This is a genomic window from Stenotrophomonas genospecies 5, from assembly GCF_054473825.1.
The window spans coordinates 2,354,991-2,375,487 of the sequence record NZ_JBTMUW010000001.1 but is presented as its reverse complement, the minus strand read 5'-3'; the positions used below and the strand labels follow the sequence as shown (position 1 = coordinate 2,375,487).

The 20,497-nt window shown below is 66.3% G+C and carries 13 protein-coding genes; 7 read left to right on the top strand and 6 right to left on the bottom strand.

The features are described from left to right. Positions 1-287: 287 nt before the first annotated feature. The 4 genes from otsA to ACX9OW_RS10960 form a co-directional block, all read right to left on the bottom strand. Entirely contained in the window at positions 288-1,652 is a 1,365-nt protein-coding gene (gene otsA, locus ACX9OW_RS10975) for an alpha,alpha-trehalose-phosphate synthase (UDP-forming) (RefSeq protein WP_346475860.1), read from the bottom strand. Beyond that, positions 1,649-3,430: a glycoside hydrolase family 15 protein gene (locus ACX9OW_RS10970; protein WP_053517094.1), complete on the bottom strand. Its 1,782-nt coding sequence runs from the start codon at positions 3,428-3,430 to the stop codon at positions 1,649-1,651. Before ACX9OW_RS10970 ends, otsA begins: the two co-directional genes overlap by 4 nt. 40 nt (positions 3,431-3,470) lie before the next feature. Next, positions 3,471-4,229: a trehalose-phosphatase gene (gene otsB / locus ACX9OW_RS10965; RefSeq protein ID WP_053517008.1), complete on the bottom strand. Its 759-nt coding sequence runs from the start codon at positions 4,227-4,229 to the stop codon at positions 3,471-3,473. 158 nt (positions 4,230-4,387) lie between these two features. Then, positions 4,388-6,820 carry a TonB-dependent receptor plug domain-containing protein gene (locus ACX9OW_RS10960; RefSeq protein WP_459062261.1) on the bottom strand — a complete coding sequence of 811 codons (2,433 nt, stop codon included), beginning with the start codon at positions 6,818-6,820 and terminating at the stop codon, positions 4,388-4,390. Positions 6,821-7,034: 214 nt separating this feature from the next. Here ACX9OW_RS10960 and ACX9OW_RS10955 point away from each other — a divergent pair, with 214 nt between their 5' ends. From ACX9OW_RS10955 to ACX9OW_RS10940, 4 genes are all read left to right on the top strand, one after another. Then, positions 7,035-7,517 carry a DUF3574 domain-containing protein gene (locus tag ACX9OW_RS10955; RefSeq protein WP_053517005.1) on the top strand — a complete coding sequence of 161 codons (483 nt, stop codon included), beginning with the start codon at positions 7,035-7,037 and terminating at the stop codon, positions 7,515-7,517. A 36-nt stretch (positions 7,518-7,553) separates the two neighbouring features. Beyond that, entirely contained in the window at positions 7,554-8,405 is an 852-nt protein-coding gene (locus tag ACX9OW_RS10950; protein ID WP_459062260.1) for an XAC2610-related protein, read from the top strand. Positions 8,406-8,514: 109 nt separating this feature from the next. After that, entirely contained in the window at positions 8,515-10,233 is a 1,719-nt protein-coding gene (locus ACX9OW_RS10945) for a thiamine pyrophosphate-dependent enzyme (RefSeq protein WP_180875516.1), read from the top strand. A 679-nt stretch (positions 10,234-10,912) separates the two neighbouring features. Beyond that, on the top strand, positions 10,913-12,523 hold the full coding sequence (locus tag ACX9OW_RS10940) for a SulP family inorganic anion transporter (protein WP_111187260.1): 1,611 nt from the start codon (positions 10,913-10,915) through the stop codon (positions 12,521-12,523). 26 nt (positions 12,524-12,549) lie between these two features. On the opposite strand, the gene ACX9OW_RS10935 is transcribed toward ACX9OW_RS10940, so the two are convergent. Further along, positions 12,550-13,260 (bottom strand): glutathione S-transferase, encoded by a 711-nt coding sequence (locus ACX9OW_RS10935; protein WP_459062259.1) that lies wholly within the window; start codon positions 13,258-13,260, stop codon positions 12,550-12,552. A gap of 171 nt (positions 13,261-13,431) precedes the next feature. Here ACX9OW_RS10935 and ACX9OW_RS10930 point away from each other — a divergent pair, with 171 nt between their 5' ends. From ACX9OW_RS10930 to ACX9OW_RS10920, 3 genes are all read left to right on the top strand, one after another. Continuing rightward, a complete protein-coding gene (locus ACX9OW_RS10930) occupies positions 13,432-14,253 on the top strand; it encodes a DUF3014 domain-containing protein (protein WP_459062258.1) in 822 nt (273 codons plus the stop codon). Positions 14,254-14,445: 192 nt separating this feature from the next. Then, positions 14,446-17,031, top strand: coding sequence for an ATP-dependent chaperone ClpB (gene clpB, locus ACX9OW_RS10925; RefSeq protein ID WP_065174752.1), 2,586 nt, complete (start codon positions 14,446-14,448; stop codon positions 17,029-17,031). Positions 17,032-17,182: 151 nt separating this feature from the next. After that, a complete protein-coding gene (locus tag ACX9OW_RS10920) occupies positions 17,183-18,469 on the top strand; it encodes an O-acetylhomoserine aminocarboxypropyltransferase/cysteine synthase family protein (protein ID WP_065182586.1) in 1,287 nt (428 codons plus the stop codon). A gap of 181 nt (positions 18,470-18,650) precedes the next feature. On the opposite strand, the gene ybaL is transcribed toward ACX9OW_RS10920, so the two are convergent. After that, positions 18,651-20,348, bottom strand: a complete 1,698-nt coding sequence (ybaL, locus tag ACX9OW_RS10915; RefSeq protein WP_053519386.1) for a YbaL family putative K(+) efflux transporter — start codon at positions 20,346-20,348, stop codon at positions 18,651-18,653. Between the last annotated feature and the right edge of the window lie 149 nt (positions 20,349-20,497).

Below are 20,497 nucleotides of genomic sequence, written 5' to 3'. Positions count from 1 at the left end.
GCACGGTGCGGCTTCTGTCGATTGCAGGAGCTCTGGGGGCGCCACTGTGGGGAGGTCGCGTCAATGCGAAATGAAATATCGCCGGTTCATTTTCTTTCGTTTTCCGCGATGGCGTCGCGAGGACGCCACGCAGCTGGCTGGAAGCCTTGGGGCAGCAGGACGTTCGCCTGCCTGAGTGCCACTTGCGACAGCGGCTGTGGAGATCACGCCACAGCTGCGGGATGGTTGCATGCGCAATTACTTTCGAGCCAAAAGCGTCAAGTTTCGGCGTACAGAATGCGCCTGATTCAGCCTTCGAGGGCGTCCAGGTAGCTGCGCCGCCAATGGTTGATGTCGTAGGTACGCAGGTGCTCCATCATGGCGTGCCAGCGCTCCTGGCGCTTGCGCAGCGACATGGTGGCGGCCGTGGCGATGGCATCGGCCACGCCGTCCAGATCGTGCGGGTTGACCAGCAGCGCCTGCTTCAGTTCATCGGCGGCGCCGGCCAGAAGGGACAGCACCAGCACGCCCGGATCCTCCGGGTCCTGCGAGGCGACGTACTCCTTGGCGACCAGGTTCATGCCATCGCGCAGCGGGGTGACCAGACCGACGGCCGCCGCGCGGTAGAAGCCGGTGAGGGTGGCATGGGTGAAGTTCTGGTTGACGTAGCGAAGCGGCGTCCAGTCCGGCTCGGCATGGCCACCGTTGATGTGCCCGGCGATCTGTTCCAGCTGGCTGCGCAGTTGCCGGTACTCGGTGACATCACCGCGCGAGACCGGCGCGATCTGCAGGTAGGTCAGGGTGCCGCGCTGGTCGGGGTGGCGCTGCAGGTAACGTTCGAAGCCGAGGAAACGTTCGGGCAGCCCCTTGGAATAGTCCAGGCGGTCCACGCCGATGGCCAGCTGCCGATCCCGCAGACTGGCCCGCAGGTTCTTCACGGCGGCCTTGGCCGCTGCGGTGCTGGCCTGACGCGCGATAAGCCCGGTGTCGATGCCGATCGGGAAGGCGGCAGCGCGGAAGCGGCGCCCCCCCGGGGCCTCCAGTTCGCCGTTGTCGAGCACGCGACCGCCGCCGAACAGCCGCAGGTAGGTCTGGAAGCGGTCGGCATCGCGCTGGGTCTGGAATCCCACCAGGTCATAGGCATACAGCGCGGAGAACAGCCGCAGGTGGTCGGGCATGGCCTGCAGCAGGTCCGCCGAGGGCATCGGGATGTGCAGGAAGAAGCCGATGCGGCAGCCGATGCCGCGCTCGCGCAGCAGGGCACCCAGCGGGATCAGATGGTAGTCGTGGATCCAGACGATATCGTCCTCGCGCAGCAACGGCGCGAGCTTGTCCGCGAACATCGCATTGACCTTGTGATACGTCTCGCGCGTGCCGCGGTCATAGTCGACCAGGTCCAGGCGGAAATGCAGCAGCGGCCACAGCGTGCGGTTGGCGAAGCCGTTGTAGTAGCCGTCCACCTCGCGCTTGTTCAGGTCCATGGTGACGAAGCGGATGTCGCCGTCCTGCTGTTCATGCAGCGCGCCGCTGCCATCACGCACGGTCTTGCCACTCCAGCCGAACCACATGCCGCCGCGCTCCTTGAGCGCAGCCAGCAGGCCCACCGCAAGGCCCCCGGCGCGGCTCTCGCCGGGCACGGCAACGCGGTTGGAGACCACCACCAGACGACTCATGATGCCTCCTGCCAGGAACGCGACAGGCGCATCGCTGCCGTGATCAGACCCACATGCGAATACGTCTGCGGGAAGTTGCCCCACGCTTCGCCGCTGTCGAAGGCCAGGTCCTCTGACAGCAGGCCAAGATGGTTGCGCTGCTTCAACAGCGTCTCGAACATCTCGCGTGCCTCATCCATGCGCCCGATCGCCGCCAGCGCATCGATGTACCAGAAGGTGCAGATGGTGAAGCTGGTTTCCGGCTCGCCGAAATCGTCCGGTGCGATGTAGCGGTACAGCGAATTGCCATGCTTGAGGTCGCGGCCGATGGCCTCGACGGTGGCGATGAAACGTGCGTCGAGTGCATCGATGAAGCCGATGTCGGCCAGCAGCAGCAGCGACGCGTCCAGGCGATGGCCGTCGAAGGTGTCGGTGAAGTGGCCCAGCGATTCGCTCCAGGACCGCTGCATGATGCGCGCGTGGATGATGTCGGCGCGCTCGCGCCAGTAGCGTGCACGGTCATCGCGCTTGAGCCTCACGGCGATCTTGCACAGGCGATCGCAGGCGGCCCAGCACATCGCGCTGGTGTAGGTGTGCACCTCGGTGCGGCCGCGGAACTCCCACAGGCCTGCGTCGGGGACGTCGTGCAGGGCAAAGGCCTGTTCGCCCAGCGGTTCCAGCCGGGCAAAGGTATGGGCATCCCCGGGGTCCTGCAGGCGACGATCGAAGAACAGCTGGGTGGAGGCCAGCACCACGCTGCCATACACGTCGTGCTGGCGCTGCACCCAGGCCAGGTTGCCGCGGCGCACCGGGCCCATCCCACGGTAGCCGGACAGGCTGGGAACTTCATCCTCGTCCAGCTTGGCCTCGAATCCGATGCCGTACAGCGGCTGCAGCGTGCCGTCGGTGGTGGCGAGGTTGAAGATGTAGCCGAGGAACTGCTCCATCGTACGGGTGGCGCCAAGCCGGTTCAGCGAACGCACCACGAACGCAGCATCGCGCAGCCAGCAGTAGCGGTAGTCCCAGTTGCGCACGCTGCCGGGAGCTTCGGGAATCGAGGTGGTCATCGCCGCGATGATCGCCCCACTGTCCTCGTACTGGCACAGCTTGAGAGTGATCGCGCTGCGGATCACCGCGTCCTGCCATTCCAGCGGGATCGACAGATAGCGCACCCATTCGCGCCAGTAGTCACGCGTGCGCTGGAACGCTTCCTGCACATAGCCGCTGATCGAGCGGTTGAGCGATTCATCCACGCCCAGGATCAGGTGCACAGGGTGGTTGAGCACGAACGGCAGGCCATCACGGACCATTCGGACCGGCACATCGGTGGTCAGCCGCAGCACGTGGTCGGGCAGGATCCAGCGCACGTGGTTGCTGCCCCACGTGGATTCGGGAACACGTGCGCCCCAGTCGGCCAGCGGCCGTGCGCGGATGACGATACGTGGGCTGCCGGCCAATGGCCGCACCTGGCGGATCAGGCTGACCGGCCGGTAGAAGCGGTCGTTCTGCCGCCAGCGTGGCGCGAAATCGAGGATCTCCAGCGCACCTCCATGCGTGTCGCGCAGCACCGTGCGCAGGATGGCGGTGTTGGTGAGATATTCCTGCTCGCTGTCGGCGAAGTCCTCCAGCTCGACGGCGAAGTCGCCGCCTGTCTGCTGGTTCGGGCCCAGCAGCGCACAGAAGGTGGGGTCGCCGTCAAAGGTGGGTAGGCAGCTCCAGACGACACGGGCATGTTTGTCGACCAGGGCGCCGAAGCTGCCGTTGCCGACCACGCCCAGATCAAGATCGGGTTGGGTCATCACGCGGTACATCTCGGTTGCGGCCGTGGGGGTGGCCGGGTCAATAGGCATTCTCGCGCAGCCAGGCGTGCACGCTGCGTATGTCAGGCAGCGCGAACACGGCGGCGCTGGGTTCACGCTCGCCGATCAGCACGCTCCAGCCATGCTGGCCGTTGGCGGCGTCGAATCCGAATTCATCCGTCAGGTCATCGCCGAGGAACACGGGCAGGCGGCCCCGGAACGGCAGGTACTGCATCATCCGCCGGATCGCGCGGCCCTTGTCGGTGCCGACGGGCACGAACTCGACCACGTGATCGCCGGGTTGCAGGCGGTAGCTGGAGCGACCGCGCACATGGCGGTCAGCGAACGCCCGCACCTCGCTTCCAGCGTGCGGCGCCTCGCGCCAGTGCAGGGCCAGGCCCACACCCTTGTCTTCTACCAGTACCCCGGGATGGCCATGGGCAAAACGCATCGCCTGCTGATGCAGGGCATGCAGCCATTCGGCGGTGTCATCGTCATGTTCGTCGCGCAGCACGCGTCCGTCCTGGCCACGCAGTTCATGGCCGTGCAGGCCGGCCGCAGGCAGCTGCAGAGGCGCGAACAACTGGTCAAGCTGTGCCAGAGGACGGCCACTGACCAGTGCTACGGCACCTTCCAGGCGGTCGCTGATACGACCGATGGCCTCACGCACATCGGGCAGCAGCTGCACGGCGTCCGGTCGTGCAGCGAATTCAATCAGGGTGCCATCGACATCGAGGAACAACGCGCAGGCATCGTCCAGCAATGGAGGTGGCGGACGCAGGGGGAGCGGTTCAGCCATGACGCCCAGCCTGCCAGCGTGGGCGTGTACGTGGGGTCGAGAGCAGGCGACGACGGTGCGTCGGCGCTGTCTGTCGATTGCCGGCACAAGGGAGCGGTACCGGAGCGGGGCAGTGCGGACCCGTGGTCCGCACCACCGCAGACACGCGTCAGCCGCGGTCAGAACGTGTAACGGACGCGGCCGTAGTAGTAGGCGCCGTTGCTGCCGATCGGCGAAAGCACGTCGTAGGGCAGATTGCCGAAGTAATGGATGTCCTCATTGGATCGATCCGGATAGTTGTCGGTCAGGTTCTGTCCGCCGATGGCCACGCTCCATCGGGCGCTGATGCGATACTCCACTTCTGCATCCAGCTGCCATTCGGCCTGGTAGGTCTGGCGCGGAATGTAACCGTCACCGAAGTTGAAGACACGGGTGACGCTGCCATAGCGGTTCACCCGGCTGCTGAGTGACCAGCGGTCATTGCTCCATGCTGCAGAGACGCTGCCGCGCGTGCGCGGGGTGGCGTCGGTCAGCGTGTTGGTCTCTTCGATGCCGAACAGCACATAGTCCGGATCGAGCGCCTGCAGTTGTGCAGGGGTGGCCAGCACGTTCTTCAGCGTGGTCTTGGTGTAGGCGTAAGTGCCGGTCAGCAGCAGTTGGCCGTTGCCCAGCGCCTGCCGCCAGTTGCTGACCAGTTCGGCGCCACGGGTACGTGTATCGGCGGCATTGACGAAGAAGCTGGCGCTCTGCAGGCCACTGACGCCGTAGTTGGCGGCGACGTAGTCGGTCAGCGCATCGCCAGTGATGCTTTCGGACAGCGCGATGCGATCATCGATGTCGATCTGGAAGAAGTCCAGCGACAGGTCGAAGTGTTCACCGATGCGGCTGGTGAAGCCCAGCGACGTGTTGATCGACTTTTCGGGCTTGAGGTCCTGCGCGCCCAGGCCGCAGGCAATCGGATTGTTGACCGACAGCAGCCGGCCCTGCACCAGCTGGCCGCCGGCGTTGTAGCCAGTGGAGGTCGACTCGTAGCCGATCTGTGCCAGCGACGGGGCGCGGAAGTTGTTGGAGATCGCGCCACGCAGGGCGAAGGCCGGGGTGAACTGGTAACGCAGGCCGAGCTTGCCGGTCAGTTCGCCGCCGAAATCATCGCTGTGCTCGTAGCGCGCAGCCAGGTCGCTGGAGAAGTGATCGCCGAACTGGCTGGACAGGCTGGCATAGGCGCTGGCCACGTCGCGCGACAGGGTGGCGGCATCCTGCGGCGTGAGGCCGCCGCCGGCCTGCGAGCCGGTGGGACGGTCGGTAAACGGGCCGGCCGCATAGCTGGCGGGGTCGCCGGGGCGGGTCTGGTAGCGCTCATGGCGCGCTTCCGCGCCCAGGCCCAGCGTATGGCTGATGCTGTCGCTCTGGGTGAACACACGGCTCAGGTCCAGGTTGCCGACGGTCTGAGCGTACTCATAATCAGCCGTCTTGAAGCGTGTCGGGCTGGCCGGGCCCAATGAGGCGTTGAGCGAATCACGCAGGCGATAGGTGAAATCGTTCTGGCCATGGTCCAGGCTGCCGTCGTAGCTCCACTCACCCCATTGGCCGCGCACACCGGCGACCGCCTGCACGTCGCGGTTCTCGCCTTCGGAGACCGGCCGGTAACCGTTCGGATAGACCTCCTTCCAGTTGGCCTCGCCGTCCGGGTAGCGGAAATAGTTCGCGCCTTCGGTGTCACGCTGGTTGAAGGTACCGAACGCGTAGAAGGTGGAGGTCTGGCCGACCGGGATTTCAGTGTTGAGCCACAGGTTGATGTCCTTGCTCTCACCATCGCCCAGCACGTAGTTGCGCTTGCCCTGCAGTGCCAGGTTGTCCGGGGTCTGGTCCCACGGTGGAATCTGGTCGAAGCCGGCGCGGTTGGTCCCGTTGCGGTGCTTGTACTCCAGGCCGACGCGCAGGAAGCCACCGTCCTCACCCAGCGAGGTGCCCACTTTGGCGCTGATGTTGCCGGCCTGCCCATCGGTAAGGGTGCGGCCGATCGGCTTCAGATCGGTGTGATTTGCACCGTAGCTGGCTTCGATCTCGCCGCCGTCGCCACCATTGTCGAGGATCACATTGATGACACCTGCCACGGCGTCGGAGCCATACAGCGCGCCGGCACCGTCGCGAAGCACTTCGATGCGCTTGATCGCGCTGACAGGGATGGCATTGAAGTCGACCGGCGTGGTGCCCTTGCCGATCTTGCTGTCGGTGTTGACCAGGGCGGTGTGGTGGCGGCGCTTGCCGTTGATCAGCACCAGTACCTGATCCGGCGACAGGCCGCGCAGCTGCGCGGCGCGGACGTGGTCGGCGCCACCGGAATTGGACTGGCGCGGGAAGTTGAACGACGGCAACAGCGCCTGCAGCGCACTGCCGAGTTCGCCGTTGACCACGCCGGCCTTGCGGATGTCTTCGGCGGTAAGCACATCCACCGGCGAGGTGGATTCGAGCACCGTGCGGTCGGCGGCACGGGTGCCGGTGACGATCACGGTGTCGAGGTTGGTGGCGTCCTGGGCCAGGGCCGGGGCGATGGGGGAGAGCGCAAGGGCAATGGCGAGGCCGAGCGGCGACGCGGGCAGGCGGGCGGACATGGGGGCTCCAGCAACAACGACGACGGGGAAGGGGGAGATAGTTTCACTTACATCCATCCGGATGAAGCGATATATTATCTTCGCGTGATGACCGGTGCTGATGCAAGCCCCTGCCGGTCCGGCATGAGCTGATGCCCTGTTGGCATCAGCACGCCGGGCCGGTGGCGCTGTACGCTGCCGGCTCGCACTGTCCCCCTTCCCCGGAGCTGTACCGATGAAACACCTTGGCCTTGCCTTCGCCGTTCTGCTCGCCGCCAGTGGCTGCGCCAGCCTCTCCTCGCAGGCGCCCAGCGCCTACGCTACGGCCACGACCGCTGAACTGAAGGGGGATGCCGCACGCCCGTCCGCTGGCCAGGGCTGGGTGCGCAGCGAGCTGTACTTCGGGGTGGGCGAGGAGCAGGGCGCCGGCAACCGACCGCAGGCCGATACCATCAGCGAGGCGCAGTGGCGGACGTTCCTGGACAAGGAAGTGACCCCGCGCTTCCCCGATGGCCTGACCGTGTTCGATGCCTACGGCCAGTGGCTGTTCCGGGGTGACGCTGCGCCGAACCGCCTGCGCACCAAGGTACTGGTGGTGCTGCACGAAGACAGCCCGCAGCGTCGTGCCGACATCGAAGCCATCCGCCTGGCGTGGAAGCAGCAGACCGGGCACCAGTCGGTGCTGTGGTCGCGACAGGCCGTTGACGTATCGTTCTGACCGGGAGGCGCCGCCCTGGCGCCGCAGGGAAAGACGATGAGACACAGGGACACCGTGATTGGCCTGCTGGCGGGCCTGCTGGTACCGCTGGCGCACGCTGCTGACAGCGATGCGCCGCTGCGCTTCGAGGCGGCACCTGGCATTGGCGTGCAGGCTGAGGTGGCGGAGGACGGCAGCATTGCCGTGCAGCTGCTGCCCTCTGGCAAGCGGCTGAGCCTGCCGGGTGCCCCGGACGTCGACGGCAATTCGCGGTTGTCAGCCGAGGATGTTGATTTCGATGGGCGCCCGGAGCTGGTTGCGCGCGCGTCGGTCGGCATGGTCAATGAAGCGGTGGCGGTGTATCGCTACGATCCGGCCAGCGGTGGTTTCCGCGCGCTGCAGGCCGAAACCCATGGGCGTGACAACTGCGGCGGCCTGATGGGGCTCACCGTTGATGCCGCCACGCGCACGTTGACCAGCAGCTGCCGCAGCGGCCCGATGTGGTACACGGACCAGTACCGGTTTGCAGGCGCGAAACTCTATCTGTACCGCGCCGAGCGCGTCTTGATGCTGGGCGATACCCTGAACGCCGCACTGCGTTGGGTGCAGGCCGACGAGCAGGGCCCGTCGGCGGTCTGGCGCACCTTTGATCCCACCGGTCGTGTGCTGGAGAGCGCGATCGCTGATGGCCTGGGCGCACCGCCCGACGGCCCGCTGCGCAGCCAGCAGGCCACCGTGGTGCCGGCGCGCCTGTTCCTGTTCGACCGGCCCGGTGCGCCCAGCACCCGGCGTTACCTGCTGCAGGGCGACCGCGTGGAACTGCTGGATGAACACGAGGGTTGGCTGAAGGTGCGGTACCGCAACCCGAAGAGCGGCGCGGTGGTGGGCTGGATCAACGTCAACGATTGACCCGATATCGCTCTGCAGTTTGCCTGTCGAGGCGATGCGTGGCTTGCCCACGAAGGCATCACCTCGTCGGGTCTAGCCTCGGACGTTCCCCCGTTCGAGGATGCATCCGATGAGCAAGCGCGTTGCCGAGATCGTTGTCGATACCCTGCAGCAGGCGGGTGTCCGCCGCTGTTATGGCATCGTCGGCGACACGTTGAACCACGTCACCGATGCACTGCATCGCAGCGAAATCGAATGGGTACATGTGCGCCACGAAGAGGTGGCCGCCTTCGCCGCCGGCGCCGACTCGCTGGTGAGCGGCGAGCTGACGGCCTGTGCCGGCTCCTGCGGTCCCGGCGGCCTGCATTTCATCAATGGCATCTTTGAAAGCAACCGCAACCGCGCACCGATGGTGCTGATCGCCAGCCAGGTGGTGACCAGCGAACTGGGCATGGAATTCCCCCAGGAAGTGGATTTCAAGGCGGTCTATGGCAGCTGCACGGTGTTCTGCGAACAGGTGCACAGCCCGGCGCAGGCACGACGCGTGGTCGCCCTGGCCTGCCAGGCGGCGATCAGCCGCCGCGGCGTGGCGGTGGTGATCCTGCCGGCCGACATCAGCCAGGCCGAGGTGAAGCACGATGTGCCGTTCTCGGTGCACTACGCCCAGCCGGTGCTGCGCCCGTCGGATGGCGAGCTGCAGCGCATCGCCGGGTTGCTGGGGCAGGGCAAGCGCATCGGCATCTATGCCGGTGCCGGTTGCCAGGGCGCCCATGCGCAGCTGCTGGGACTGGCCCGGCGCCTGCAGGCCCCGATCGCGCACACCTCGCGTGCCAAGGACTTCGTCGAGCCGGACAACCCGTACAACATGGGCATGACCGGCATCTTCGGCATCGAATCCGGGTTCCACACCCTGATGGAGTGCGACACGCTGCTGCTGCTCGGCGCCGATTTTGCCTGGGGGCAGTTCTATCCGGACAAGGCGACGATCATCCAGGTCGATCGCGATGGCAGCCATCTCGGTCGCCGCCATCCGGTGAACCTGGGCGTGGTGGGTGACATCGCACCGACGCTGGATGCACTGCTGCCGATGCTGCCACCCCGCGAGGACAGCACGTTCCTCGACGAGTGCATCGAGCGTCGCGACAAGGCGCTGGCCAAGCGTGAGCAGGAGGAGCAGCCGGGCGAGGGCGAACTGATCCATCCGCAGCACCTGACCGCGCTGCTGTCGAAATACGCCAGCGACGATGCGTTGTTCACCGCCGACGGTGGCTCGCCGATGGTGTGGGTGCTGCGGCATATCCGCGTCAATGGCCGTCGCCGCACGCTTACCAGTCTCCTGCACGGCACGATGGCCAATGCGATGCCGCAGGCGCTGGGCCTGCAGAAGGCGTTCCCGGGCCGGCAGGTGATCTCGCTGTCGGGCGATGGTGGCCTGGCGATGCTGCTGGGCGATCTGCTGACCGCCGTGCAGGAGAAGCTGCCGATCAAGGTGGTGGTGTTCAACAACGGTTCGTTGAACTTCGTGGAGCTGGAGCAGAAGGTGGAAGGGCTGCTGGACAACTACACCGATCTGAAGAATCCGGATTTCGGCCGTCTGGCCGAGGTGATCGGTTTCCATGGCCGCACGGTCACCCGCAGCGAGGACCTGGAGGAGGCCGTACAGGACTTCCTCGCCCAGCGCGGTCCGGCATTGCTGGACGTGCATACCAGCCGGGCGGAGCTGGTGATGCCGCCGCAGATCGAGGCCAAACAGGTGGCGGGTACGGCCCTGTATGCGGCCAAGGCGGTGTTGAATGGCCGCTTCGACGACGTGAAGCATCTGCTGGTGGACAACTTCCTGAAGAAGTGAGGGTTGGGGTTTTATGCAGGGCTGCGCCCTGCACCTGCTACGAGCCAGAGCCAGAGCAGAAGCGGGTTATCTGGGGGATGGCGGGGTGGGTCAGGTTGCGGGGGACGCCGTAAACCCGTCCTTGGGGGCTTGGCCGCGGCATCCATGCCGCGGACACCCCCGCAACCGGACCCACCCCGCCTTCGACAGATTCCTGTGATCTGTCGGAATGGCATGGCTGTTGCCTGATGGGTGTCGACCTTGGTCGACACGGTAGATCCACGCCATGCGTGGATGAACGAAGGAGTGATCGGGATGATCTTCTGTAGCCGAGCCATGCTCGGCTCAGAGGCTTCGCGTATGGCAGCCGAGCATGCGCTCGGCGCTACAACGAGAGCCTGCCTTTGCTTTTGATCTTTTGATTCTCTTCCGTGGCTGGCACACGCGGGAAACTGTCAGGGGCCGGGCGGGTGGGCGTCGCGGGGGTGTCCGCGGCATGGATGCCGCGGCCAAGCCCCCAGGGATGGGTTCACGGCGTCCCCCGCGACGCCCACCCGCACGGGCCAGCCCGGGAATCTGCGATTTGCGTCCAGCCACGAGGGGCCCTGCCGTTGGCTGGAACCCATCATTCCACCGTGGAATTGGCGCGCCGGCCCCGCTGGGCCTACCATCGGCGCTCCCCACCCCCATCGCCCCTTCCATGTCCGCTCCCGCTTCCGCCGCACCGCGTCGCTGGTTCGTCGCCGGTGACTTCAATGGCTTCTTCGGCCTGGTCGTCGACAACCTCTCCATCCTCGGCTTCATCGCCATGGCGTTGGTCGGCATCTTCCAGTTTCCCGCCGACGTGGTGTTCGGCCGAATGTTTCCCGGTACCGCCTTTGGCGTGCTGATCGGCAATCTGCTGTACACGCTGATGGCGCGCCGGTTGGCGGCACGCACAGGGCGTGATGACGTCACCGCGATGCCGCTGGGGCTGGATGCACCCACCAGCATCGGCATGGCGTTGCTGGTGCTCGGTCCGGCGTTCGTCGCGTTCAAGCAGCAGGGCATGGACCCGCATGCCGCCGGCATTGCGACCTGGCAGCTGGGCATGGCGGCGCTGGTCATCATGGGCGCGCTCAAGCTGGTGCTCTCCTTCTTCGGCGAAGCCGTCACCCGCGCGCTGCCGCGTGCAGCGTTGCTCGGCTCTATCGCCGGCATCGCGCTTGTACTGATGGGCCTGCTGCCGTTGCTGGAAACCCTGCGTTCGCCACTGGTCGGCTTCACCACGTTGGGCCTGCTGCTGTATGTGCTGATCGCCAAGGGCCGGCTGCCGGTGCGTGGCCCGGGTGTGCTGCTGGCGTTCGTGTTCGGCACCGTCCTGTACTACGGCCTCGGTCTGGCGGGACTGGGGGCCCCCGGCTTCCACGTGCCGGCGTGGACGCCGCCGCAGGTGGTGCTGCCGCTGCCGACGCTGGGCTTCCTGGACGGCCTGCCCACGGCAATGACCTACCTGCCGCTGCTGTTGCCGTTCGGCCTGCTGATGGTGGTCGGTGGCATCAACGTGTCCGAGAGCGCGCGCGCGGCCGGGGATGATTACCGCACCCGCGATATCCTGCTGGTGGAAGCGGTGGCCACGCTGGTGGCCGGTGTCTGCGGCGGTGTCGCGCAGACCACCCCCTACATCGGCCAGCCTGCATACAAGCACATGGGCGCACGCAGCGGATACACGCTGCTGACGGGCCTGTTCGTCGGCATCGGCGGCATGCTGGGCATCATTTCCGGGCTGGTGCAGTGGCTGCCGCTGGCGGTGCTGGCGCCGATCATCGTGTACGTCGCCATCGACATCACCACCCAGGCCTTCCAGGCCACACCGCGACAGCACGCCGGAGCGATGGTGTTCGGCTTCCTGCCTTCGGTGGCCTACCTGCTGGCGATCAAGGCGCCGGGCTGGATCGCACCGGACCAGCTGCCGCAGCTGCTGACCAAGCTCGATGGACACGGCCTGCCGGAACTGGCCGTGATCTTCACTCTGGGCAACGGCTTCATCATCACCTCGATGCTGTGGATTTCCGCCGTGGCCGCGATGGTTGACGGCCGTCTGCGCCGCGCCTGCGGCTTCCTGCTGGTGGCGGCTGTGCTGACCCTGTTCGGCCTGATCCACTCGGTGGATCCGCGCGGCGGCATCTATCTGCCGTGGGACCTTGAAGGCCTGGCGCGTACCATCAGCTGGCAGTTTGCAGGGGCTTACGTGGCGCTGGCACTGCTGCTGGGGCTGTTGTCGCTGCAGAAGCAGGCGGTGAAGCCGCTGGGTGATCGCGCCGATCATTGACCGGGAACTCCGGGCATGGCCCGGCGCTACCGCTCTCCGTCCAGCTCGGGGTAGTGGCGGAAGATGCCGTTGGTGTTGAACGCCAATCGCCGCTCCGACGCGAGATAGGCAGCGATGTTCGGTCGCTTCGCCACCCGCTCCTGCAGTGCCCGCAGCAGGGGCAGGCGCGGCGTGAGTGCCTGCATCCGGCGCGGGAACATGTAGTCCAGCCCGCTCATCAGCTGGAACAGCGACAGATCCACGTAGGAGTGCTCGCGCAGTGCATGGCGGCCACCGTTGGCCGCCAGCACCTGCTCGAAATAGCCGAGGAACTTCGGCAGCCGCTCGCTGCGCAATGACGCCGCACGTGCGTTGGCTTCGGTCTTCTGTTCCTCGTAGTACTTCGACGTGGCAATCGGATGGTGGGTGTCGTGTACTTCAGCCACCAGGTCGGCAATGGTCAGCTGCAACTGCAGCGCCTGCATGCGCCGCGCCGCGGCCTGCGGCACCAGATCCAGGGTGGGGCCGAGAAAATCCAGGATCGCTGCGACCTGCGCGATGACCTGTCGCCCCGCCTTGAGGAACGGGGGGGCGAACGGTTGCGCGCCCTCACTGTGGCCATCGAGAAAGGGCTGCATCACGGCGTCGCCATGTATCCGCGCCATGTCGATGTAGTCGGCGCCAGCGTCTTCCAAGGCCAATCGTACGAATTCGCCACGTCCCTGGATGCCGGTCCAGTAGTACAACGCGTAGTGCATGACACGGTCTCTCCACGAAAAGATGCACAGCCTCGCGCAGCGCGCGCAAAGCAGGCGTGAGCGTGCCCTGCGTGCGGCGCCAACCCCAACGGCAGCGGAACACGCGGGGAACCCTCGGGAATCGAGAGGGTCACACCTTGTCCATGCAGATGGAAAACGAGGGACTGCATCATGCAGAGTGGAAAGGCGGTATGGCCCTGGGTGCTGGGTGTGGTGGTGATCGGTGGCGCGGGCGGTTGGCTGTTCCGCGATCAGCTCAAGAGCCTGGCGGACGGTGTCCCGGTGCCGGTGCAGTCGCCCCCCGCCAGTGCTGGCGCACCGCCACAACCGAAGGCGGCCGCAGAAACCGCACCGGCGCCGCCCGCCATCCAGCATCCGCTGGACACCGAAGCCGCGGCCGATCCCGCGCTGCCGAAACTGGCCGACAGCGATATCGCGGCCTGGAGCGCATTGAGCCAGCTGTTCCAGGGGGAGGGGCCGCTCACCCTGCTGCTGCGCGATCACCTGATCCAGCGCCTGGTGACCCAGGTCGACAATCTGGACAAGCTCAGTGTTCCGCCGACCGCATTGGCCGCGCGGCCTCTGCCGGGGAGCCTGCAGGTCGAGCCGGGCGAGGGCGGGGAACGCATCGCCGCCAGCAACGCCGCGCGCTATGCGCCCTATGTGCAGGCATTCACCGCGCTGGACCCGGCGGCAACGGCTACGGCGTACAAGCGCTTCTACCCGTTGATCCAGCAGGCCTATGTCGATCTTGGGCGGCCAGAGGGCTACTTCAATGATCGCCTGGTGGCGGTGATCGACCATCTGCTGGAGACCCCGGAGCCGGAGCAGGCGCCCCTCGTTCAACGCGATGAACGGGGCCGCTACCGCTTCGTGGATCCGAATCTGCAGGCGCGCTCGATTGGCCAGAAGGCCCTGCTGCGCATGGATGTGGCGCAATCGCGGGCGGTCAAGCAGCAGCTCCGGGCGATCCGCAGCGCGATCGCGCGCTGAGCGATCGCGGGCGCGGCCCGCCATGCGTAACTGATCCGGATCAACGCGCCGACCACACCCGCTCCGGCATGCTGGCCCCAGGCTGACTGGCCCCGGGGTGCAGTCGCAGCCACCCTTGAAACCGGGTGGTGCAACCGCATCTTTCCAGCATCGCCGGCACGGGCCGGCACTGACGACCGATGAGGATTCGCAATGCGGATGGACAAGCTCACCTCGCGTTTCCAGCAGGCGCTGGCGGACGCGCAGTCGTTGGCCGTGGGCCGCGACAACAGCATCATCGAACCGGTCCACGTGTTCAGCGCACTGCTGGACCAGCAGGGCGGCAGCACGCGCCCGCTGCTGGCGCAGGCCGGTGTCAATGTACCGGTGCTGCGCGAGCGCCTGGACGAGGCGCTGGACGCGCTGCCGAAGGTGTCCGGGCAGGCCGGCAACCTGTCGATCGGCAATGATCTCAACCGCCTGCTCAACCACACCGACAAGCTGGCCCAGCAGCACGGCGATGCCTTCATCGCCAGCGAGTGGTTCGTGCTGGCGGCGCTGGAGGATGGCGGCACGCTTGGCATGGCGCTGCGCGCCGCCGGTGCCGACAAGGCGCGCCTGCAGTCGGCGATCGACAAGCTGCGCGGCGGCGAGAACGTGCAGTCGGAGAACGCCGAAGAGCAGCGCCAGGCGCTGGAGAAGTACACCATCGACCTGACAGCGCGCGCCGAGAGCGGCAAGCTGGACCCGGTGATCGGCCGTGACGAGGAAATCCGCCGCACCATCCAGGTACTGCAGCGCCGGACCAAGAACAACCCCGTGCTGATCGGGGAACCCGGCGTGGGCAAGACCGCGATCGTGGAAGGGCTGGCCCAGCGCATCATCAACGACGAAGTGCCCGAGGGCCTGCGCGGCAAGCGCGTGCTGTCACTGGACATGGGCGCGTTGATCGCCGGCGCCAAGTTCCGCGGTGAATTCGAGGAGCGACTGAAGGGCGTATTGAACGACCTGGCCAAGAACGAAGGGCAGATCATCCTGTTCATCGATGAGCTGCACACCATGGTCGGGGCCGGCAAGGCCGACGGTGCGATGGACGCCGGCAACATGCTGAAGCCGGCGCTGGCGCGCGGCGAGCTGCACTGCATCGGTGCCACCACGCTGGACGAATACCGCAAGTACATCGAGAAGGATGCCGCACTGGAACGCCGCTTCCAGAAGGTATTCGTGGGCGAGCCTTCGGTGGAGGACACCATTGCCATCCTGCGTGGGCTGAAGGAGAAGTACGCCCTGCACCACGGCGTTGAGATCACCGACCCGGCGATCGTTGCTGCGGCCACGCTGTCCAACCGCTACATCACCGACCGCCAGCTGCCGGACAAGGCCATCGATCTGATGGACGAGGCCGCCTCGCGCCTGCGCATGGAGATCGACTCCAAGCCCGAGGAACTGGATCGGCTGGAGCGGCGCGTGATCCAGCTGAAGATCCAGCGCGAAATGCTGAAGAAGGAGAAGGACGATGCCTCGCGGCAGCGCCTTGCCGATCTGGAGAATGACATCGAGGTGCTGGAGCGCGAATTCTCCGACCTCAATGAAATCTGGAAGTCGGAGAAGGCCGCGCTGCAGGGCGCAACGAAGATCAAGGAGCAGGTGGAGCAGGCCAAGCTGGAGCTGGAAGCCGCGCAGCGCCGGCAGGATTTCGCCAGGATGAGCGAGATCCAGTATGGGCTGCTGCCCCAACTGGAAAAGCAGCTGGCGGCTGCCCAGGAAGCCGAGCACAAGGACTTCAAGCTGGTGCAGGACCGGGTGACCGATGAGGAGATCGCCGAGGTCGTGTCGCGCTGGACCGGCATCCCGGTGAACAAGATGCTCGAAGGCGAGCGCGACAAGCTGTTGCGGATGGAAGAGGTGCTGCACAACCGCGTGGTCGGCCAGGAAGAGGCGATCAAGGTGGTGTCCGACGCGGTGCGTCGCTCACGCGCGGGCCTGTCCGACCCGAACCGGCCTGCCGGCTCGTTCCTGTTCCTGGGCCCGACCGGCGTCGGCAAGACCGAACTGTGCAAGTCCCTGGCCGAATTCCTGTTCGACAGCGCCGACGCGATGATCCGCATCGACATGAGCGAGTTCATGGAGAAGCACAGCGTCGCCCGCCTGATCGGTGCACCTCCGGGCTACGTCGGCTATGAGGAAGGGGGCTACCTGACCGAAGCCGTGCGTCGCCGTCCGTACTCGCTGATCCTGCTCGACGAGGTCGAGAAGGCGCATCCGGACGTGTTCAACATCCTGCTGCAGGTGCTGGACGATGGCCGCCTGACCGATGGCCAGGGCCGCACGGTGGACTTCCGCAATACCGTCATCGTGATGACCTCGAACCTGGGCTCGCACCAGATCCAGGACATGAGCGGTGACGACAGCCCGGAGGCCTACATGCAGATGAAGGCCGCGGTGATGGGGGTGGTGCAGGCGCACTTCCGTCCGGAGTTCATCAACCGCCTCGACGATATCGTGGTGTTTCACCCGCTGGACAAGCAGCAGATCAAGCAGATCGCCCGCATCCAGATGCGCGGGCTGGAGAAGCGGCTGGCCGAGCGCGGCCTGAAGCTGGTGGTGTCCGACGCCGCGTTCGACCTGCTGGGCAATGTGGGCTTCGATCCGGTATACGGCGCACGCCCGCTGAAGCGCGCGATCCAGTCGCAGCTGGAGAATCCGCTGGCACAGAAGATCCTGTCGGGCGCCTTCGCCAACGGTGACACCATCGAGGTCGGCAACGACGGCGGTCACCTGGTGTTCGCCAAGGCCTGATGTCGGCCGGGTTCCCGCCCATGGGGGCGGGAACCTGCGGGCTGCCGGGCAGGTCCTGATAACCACAGGTTACGGGCTCATCGCCAGCGGCTCTCAGCGTGCGCGGTGGGGTCGCCTATCGTGCAGGTTTCCCCGGATGGAACCTGACGCGATGAGTGATCCGCAGTGGCAACTGGAAACCCTGGCCGTGCACGGCGGCTACCGGCCCGACCCGACCACGCGCGCAGTGGCGGTGCCCATCTACCAGACCGTGGCCTACGCCTTCGATGACACCCAGCACGGCGCCGATCTGTTCGATCTGAAGGTGCAGGGCAACATCTATACCCGCATCATGAATCCCACCACCGACGTGCTGGAGCAACGTCTGGCCGCGCTGGAAGGCGGGATCGGTGCGCTGGCGCTGGCATCCGGGCAGGCTGCGATCACCTATGCGATCCAGACCATCGCCGAAGCAGGCGACAACATCGTCGCCGCCAGTGCGCTGTATGGCGGCAGCCTCAATCTGCTGGCGCATACGCTGCCGCAGTATGGCATCCAGGCGCGATTCGCCGATCCGGCCGATCCGTCAGCCTTTGCTCCCCTCATCGACAACCGAACCAAGGCGGTGTTCGTGGAGTCGATCGGCAATCCACGCGGGAATGTCACCGACATCGCCGCGATTGCCGAAGTCGCCCATGCCGCCGGCGTGCCCTTGATTGTCGACAACACGGTTGCCACGCCTTTCCTGCTGCGCCCATTCGAGCATGGCGCGGATATCGTGGTGCACTCGCTGACCAAGTACCTCGGCGGCCATGGCAACAGTCTGGGGGGAGCGATCATCGATTCGGGCCGCTTCGACTGGACGGCGCAGCCACAGCGTTTCGCCCGTCTCAACCAGCCGGACCCGAGCTATCACGGTGTGGTCTACACCGACGCCCTCGGCCCGGCCGCCTACATCGGCCGGGCGCGGGTGGTACCGCTGCGCAATACCGGCGCGGCACTGTCGCCGTTCAATGCGTTTCTCATCCTGCAGGGCATCGAGACCCTGGCCCTGCGCATGGAACGGATCAACGCCAACGCGCTGGCCGTGGCGCAGTATCTGAAGCAGCATCCCAAGGTGGCGTGGGTGCGCTATGCCGGCCTGCCGGATGACCCTGAGCATGCGGGCGCACAGCGTTACCTGCGTGGGCAGGGCTCGGGCGTGCTGACCTTCGGTCTCCCTGGCGGACGTGAGGCCGGTGCCCGCTTCCTGGACGCACTGAAGCTGTTCACGCGGCTGGTCAACCTGGGTGACGCCAAGTCGCTGGCCACCCATCCGGCATCCACCACCCATCGCCAGCTGGATGCCGATGAACTGGCCCGTGCCGGGGTCAGCGAAGACACGGTGCGGCTGTCGATCGGCATCGAGCACATCGGCGACCTGCAGGCCGACCTGCAGCAGGCGCTGGCCGGCGCCTGATAGCCAGGCGCTTGGTCGTCATCGCCAGTGGCGATCACCACCGCCGCCGCGATGCGCTACGGTGGAGCTGCCTCTCCAAGGCGTGGCACTGGTGTTACCTATCCCCGGTCGATGCGGGTCGACCGGGGATTTTTCATGGCAGCCGCCGGGCATGGCCCGGCGCTACGCCATCCGCCCTGCCTCACACCACCGGAATGCTGTGCTGGCCGAGATTCCGGTAGGGCGGGGTGGACATGATCATCTCCGCCAGCGAATAGGCCAGCTCGCGCTCGGCCATCACCGTGCCATCGGCGCCATGTTCCAGCAGGTGCTTCACTTCAGCATCGCTGTGTGCCCGTGCCAGCAGGGTCAGCTCGGGATTGATCGCGCGCAGTTTGGCCAGCGCTTCGCCGGCTTCCAGTGGCTGCGGAATGGCCAGGACGGCGATCTTGGCGCGCTCCGGGTGGGCCTCGGCCAGCACCCGGTCGGCCGCGGCGCTGCCACGGATCGCCGCGAGGCCACTGGCATGTGCACGCTCGACATGGTCCTTGTTGTCATCGATCACCAGCACCGGTACGCCGCGGTCGCGCAGCACCTGCGCCAGCTCGCTGCCGACGCGGCCGTAGCCGATCACGATGGCGTGGTCATGCAGGTCGCGCGAGGGCCCGGTGGCTTCTTCCGGCTCCGGCGCCTGCGGCAGCTGCTCCTGCTTCGCCTGCCAGCGGTCGAGCAGGCCGAACACCAGCGGGTTGAGCATGATCGACACCAGTGCACCGGCCAGCACCAGCGACTGTCCTTCCTTCGGCAGGATCTGCAGCGAGACACCGAGGCCGGCGATGATGAAGGCGAACTCACCGATCTGCGCCAGGCTGGCCGAGATGGTCAGCGCGGTGCTGCTCGGGTGGCCGAACGCACGCACAATGAAGAAGGCGGCGGCGGACTTGCCGAACATGATGATCAGCACCGTGGCCAGTACCTGCCACGGATGCTGCACGACGATGTTGGGGTCGAACAGCATGCCCACCGAAACGAAGAACAGCACCGCGAACGCATCGCGCAGCGGCAGCGAATCATGCGCCGCCTTGTGGCTCAGTTCCGATTCGTTGAGCAGCATCCCGGCGAAGAACGCGCCCAGCGCGAAGGACACGCCGAACAGCATGGCCGAACCGAAGGCCACGCCCAGTGCGATCGCCAGCACTGACAGGGTGAACAGCTCGCGCGAGCCGGTGCCGGCGATGCGTTCGAGGATCCAGGGAATGACCCGCCGACCGACCACCAGCATCACGGCCACGAACAGGCCAAGCTGCACGAACGTCCAGCCCAGATCGGCCAGCACGCTGCCGACGGTGTGGGTTTCCTTGGCCGCATCGGGGCCGAACACGCCGGCGAGCACCGGCATCATCACCAGTGCCAGTACGCAGGCCAGATCCTCCACGATCAGCCAGCCCACTGCGATCTTGCCGCGCATGGTCTCCAGCAGGCGGCGCTCTTCCATCGCCCGCAGCAGGACCACGGTACTGGCGGTGGCCAGCGAGAAGCCGAAGATCACCCCATGCAGTGTCGGCCAGCCCATCAACCACGCCACGCCCCAGCCGAGCAGGGTGGCCACTGCGATCTGGCCGATGGCACCCGGGATGGCGATGGCCTTGACCGCCATCAGGTCCTTCAGCGAGAAGTGCAGGCCGACGCCGAACATCAGCAGCATCACGCCCAGTTCGGCCAGCTGGTTGGCCAGCGCCTGGTCGGCGACGAACCCCGGGGTGAATGGCCCCACGCAGATGCCAGCAACCAGATACCCGACCAGGGGAGACAAACGCAGCTTGTTGGCCAGCGCGCCGAAGATGAAGGCGAGCCCCAGGCCAACGGCGACGATGTTGATCAGGTCGGTGTCATGGTGCATCGGCACTCGCAGGGTTCGGGGAGGGGGATGTCCCGATTTTCACCCAAGCGGCCAGATGCAGCAAACCCGGCAGGTGGAACGGATGGTTTGAGCAGTACAGGGCCGATCCCTTCTGCCGGAACAGAAGGGATGCAGGTTCCACCGCGCCG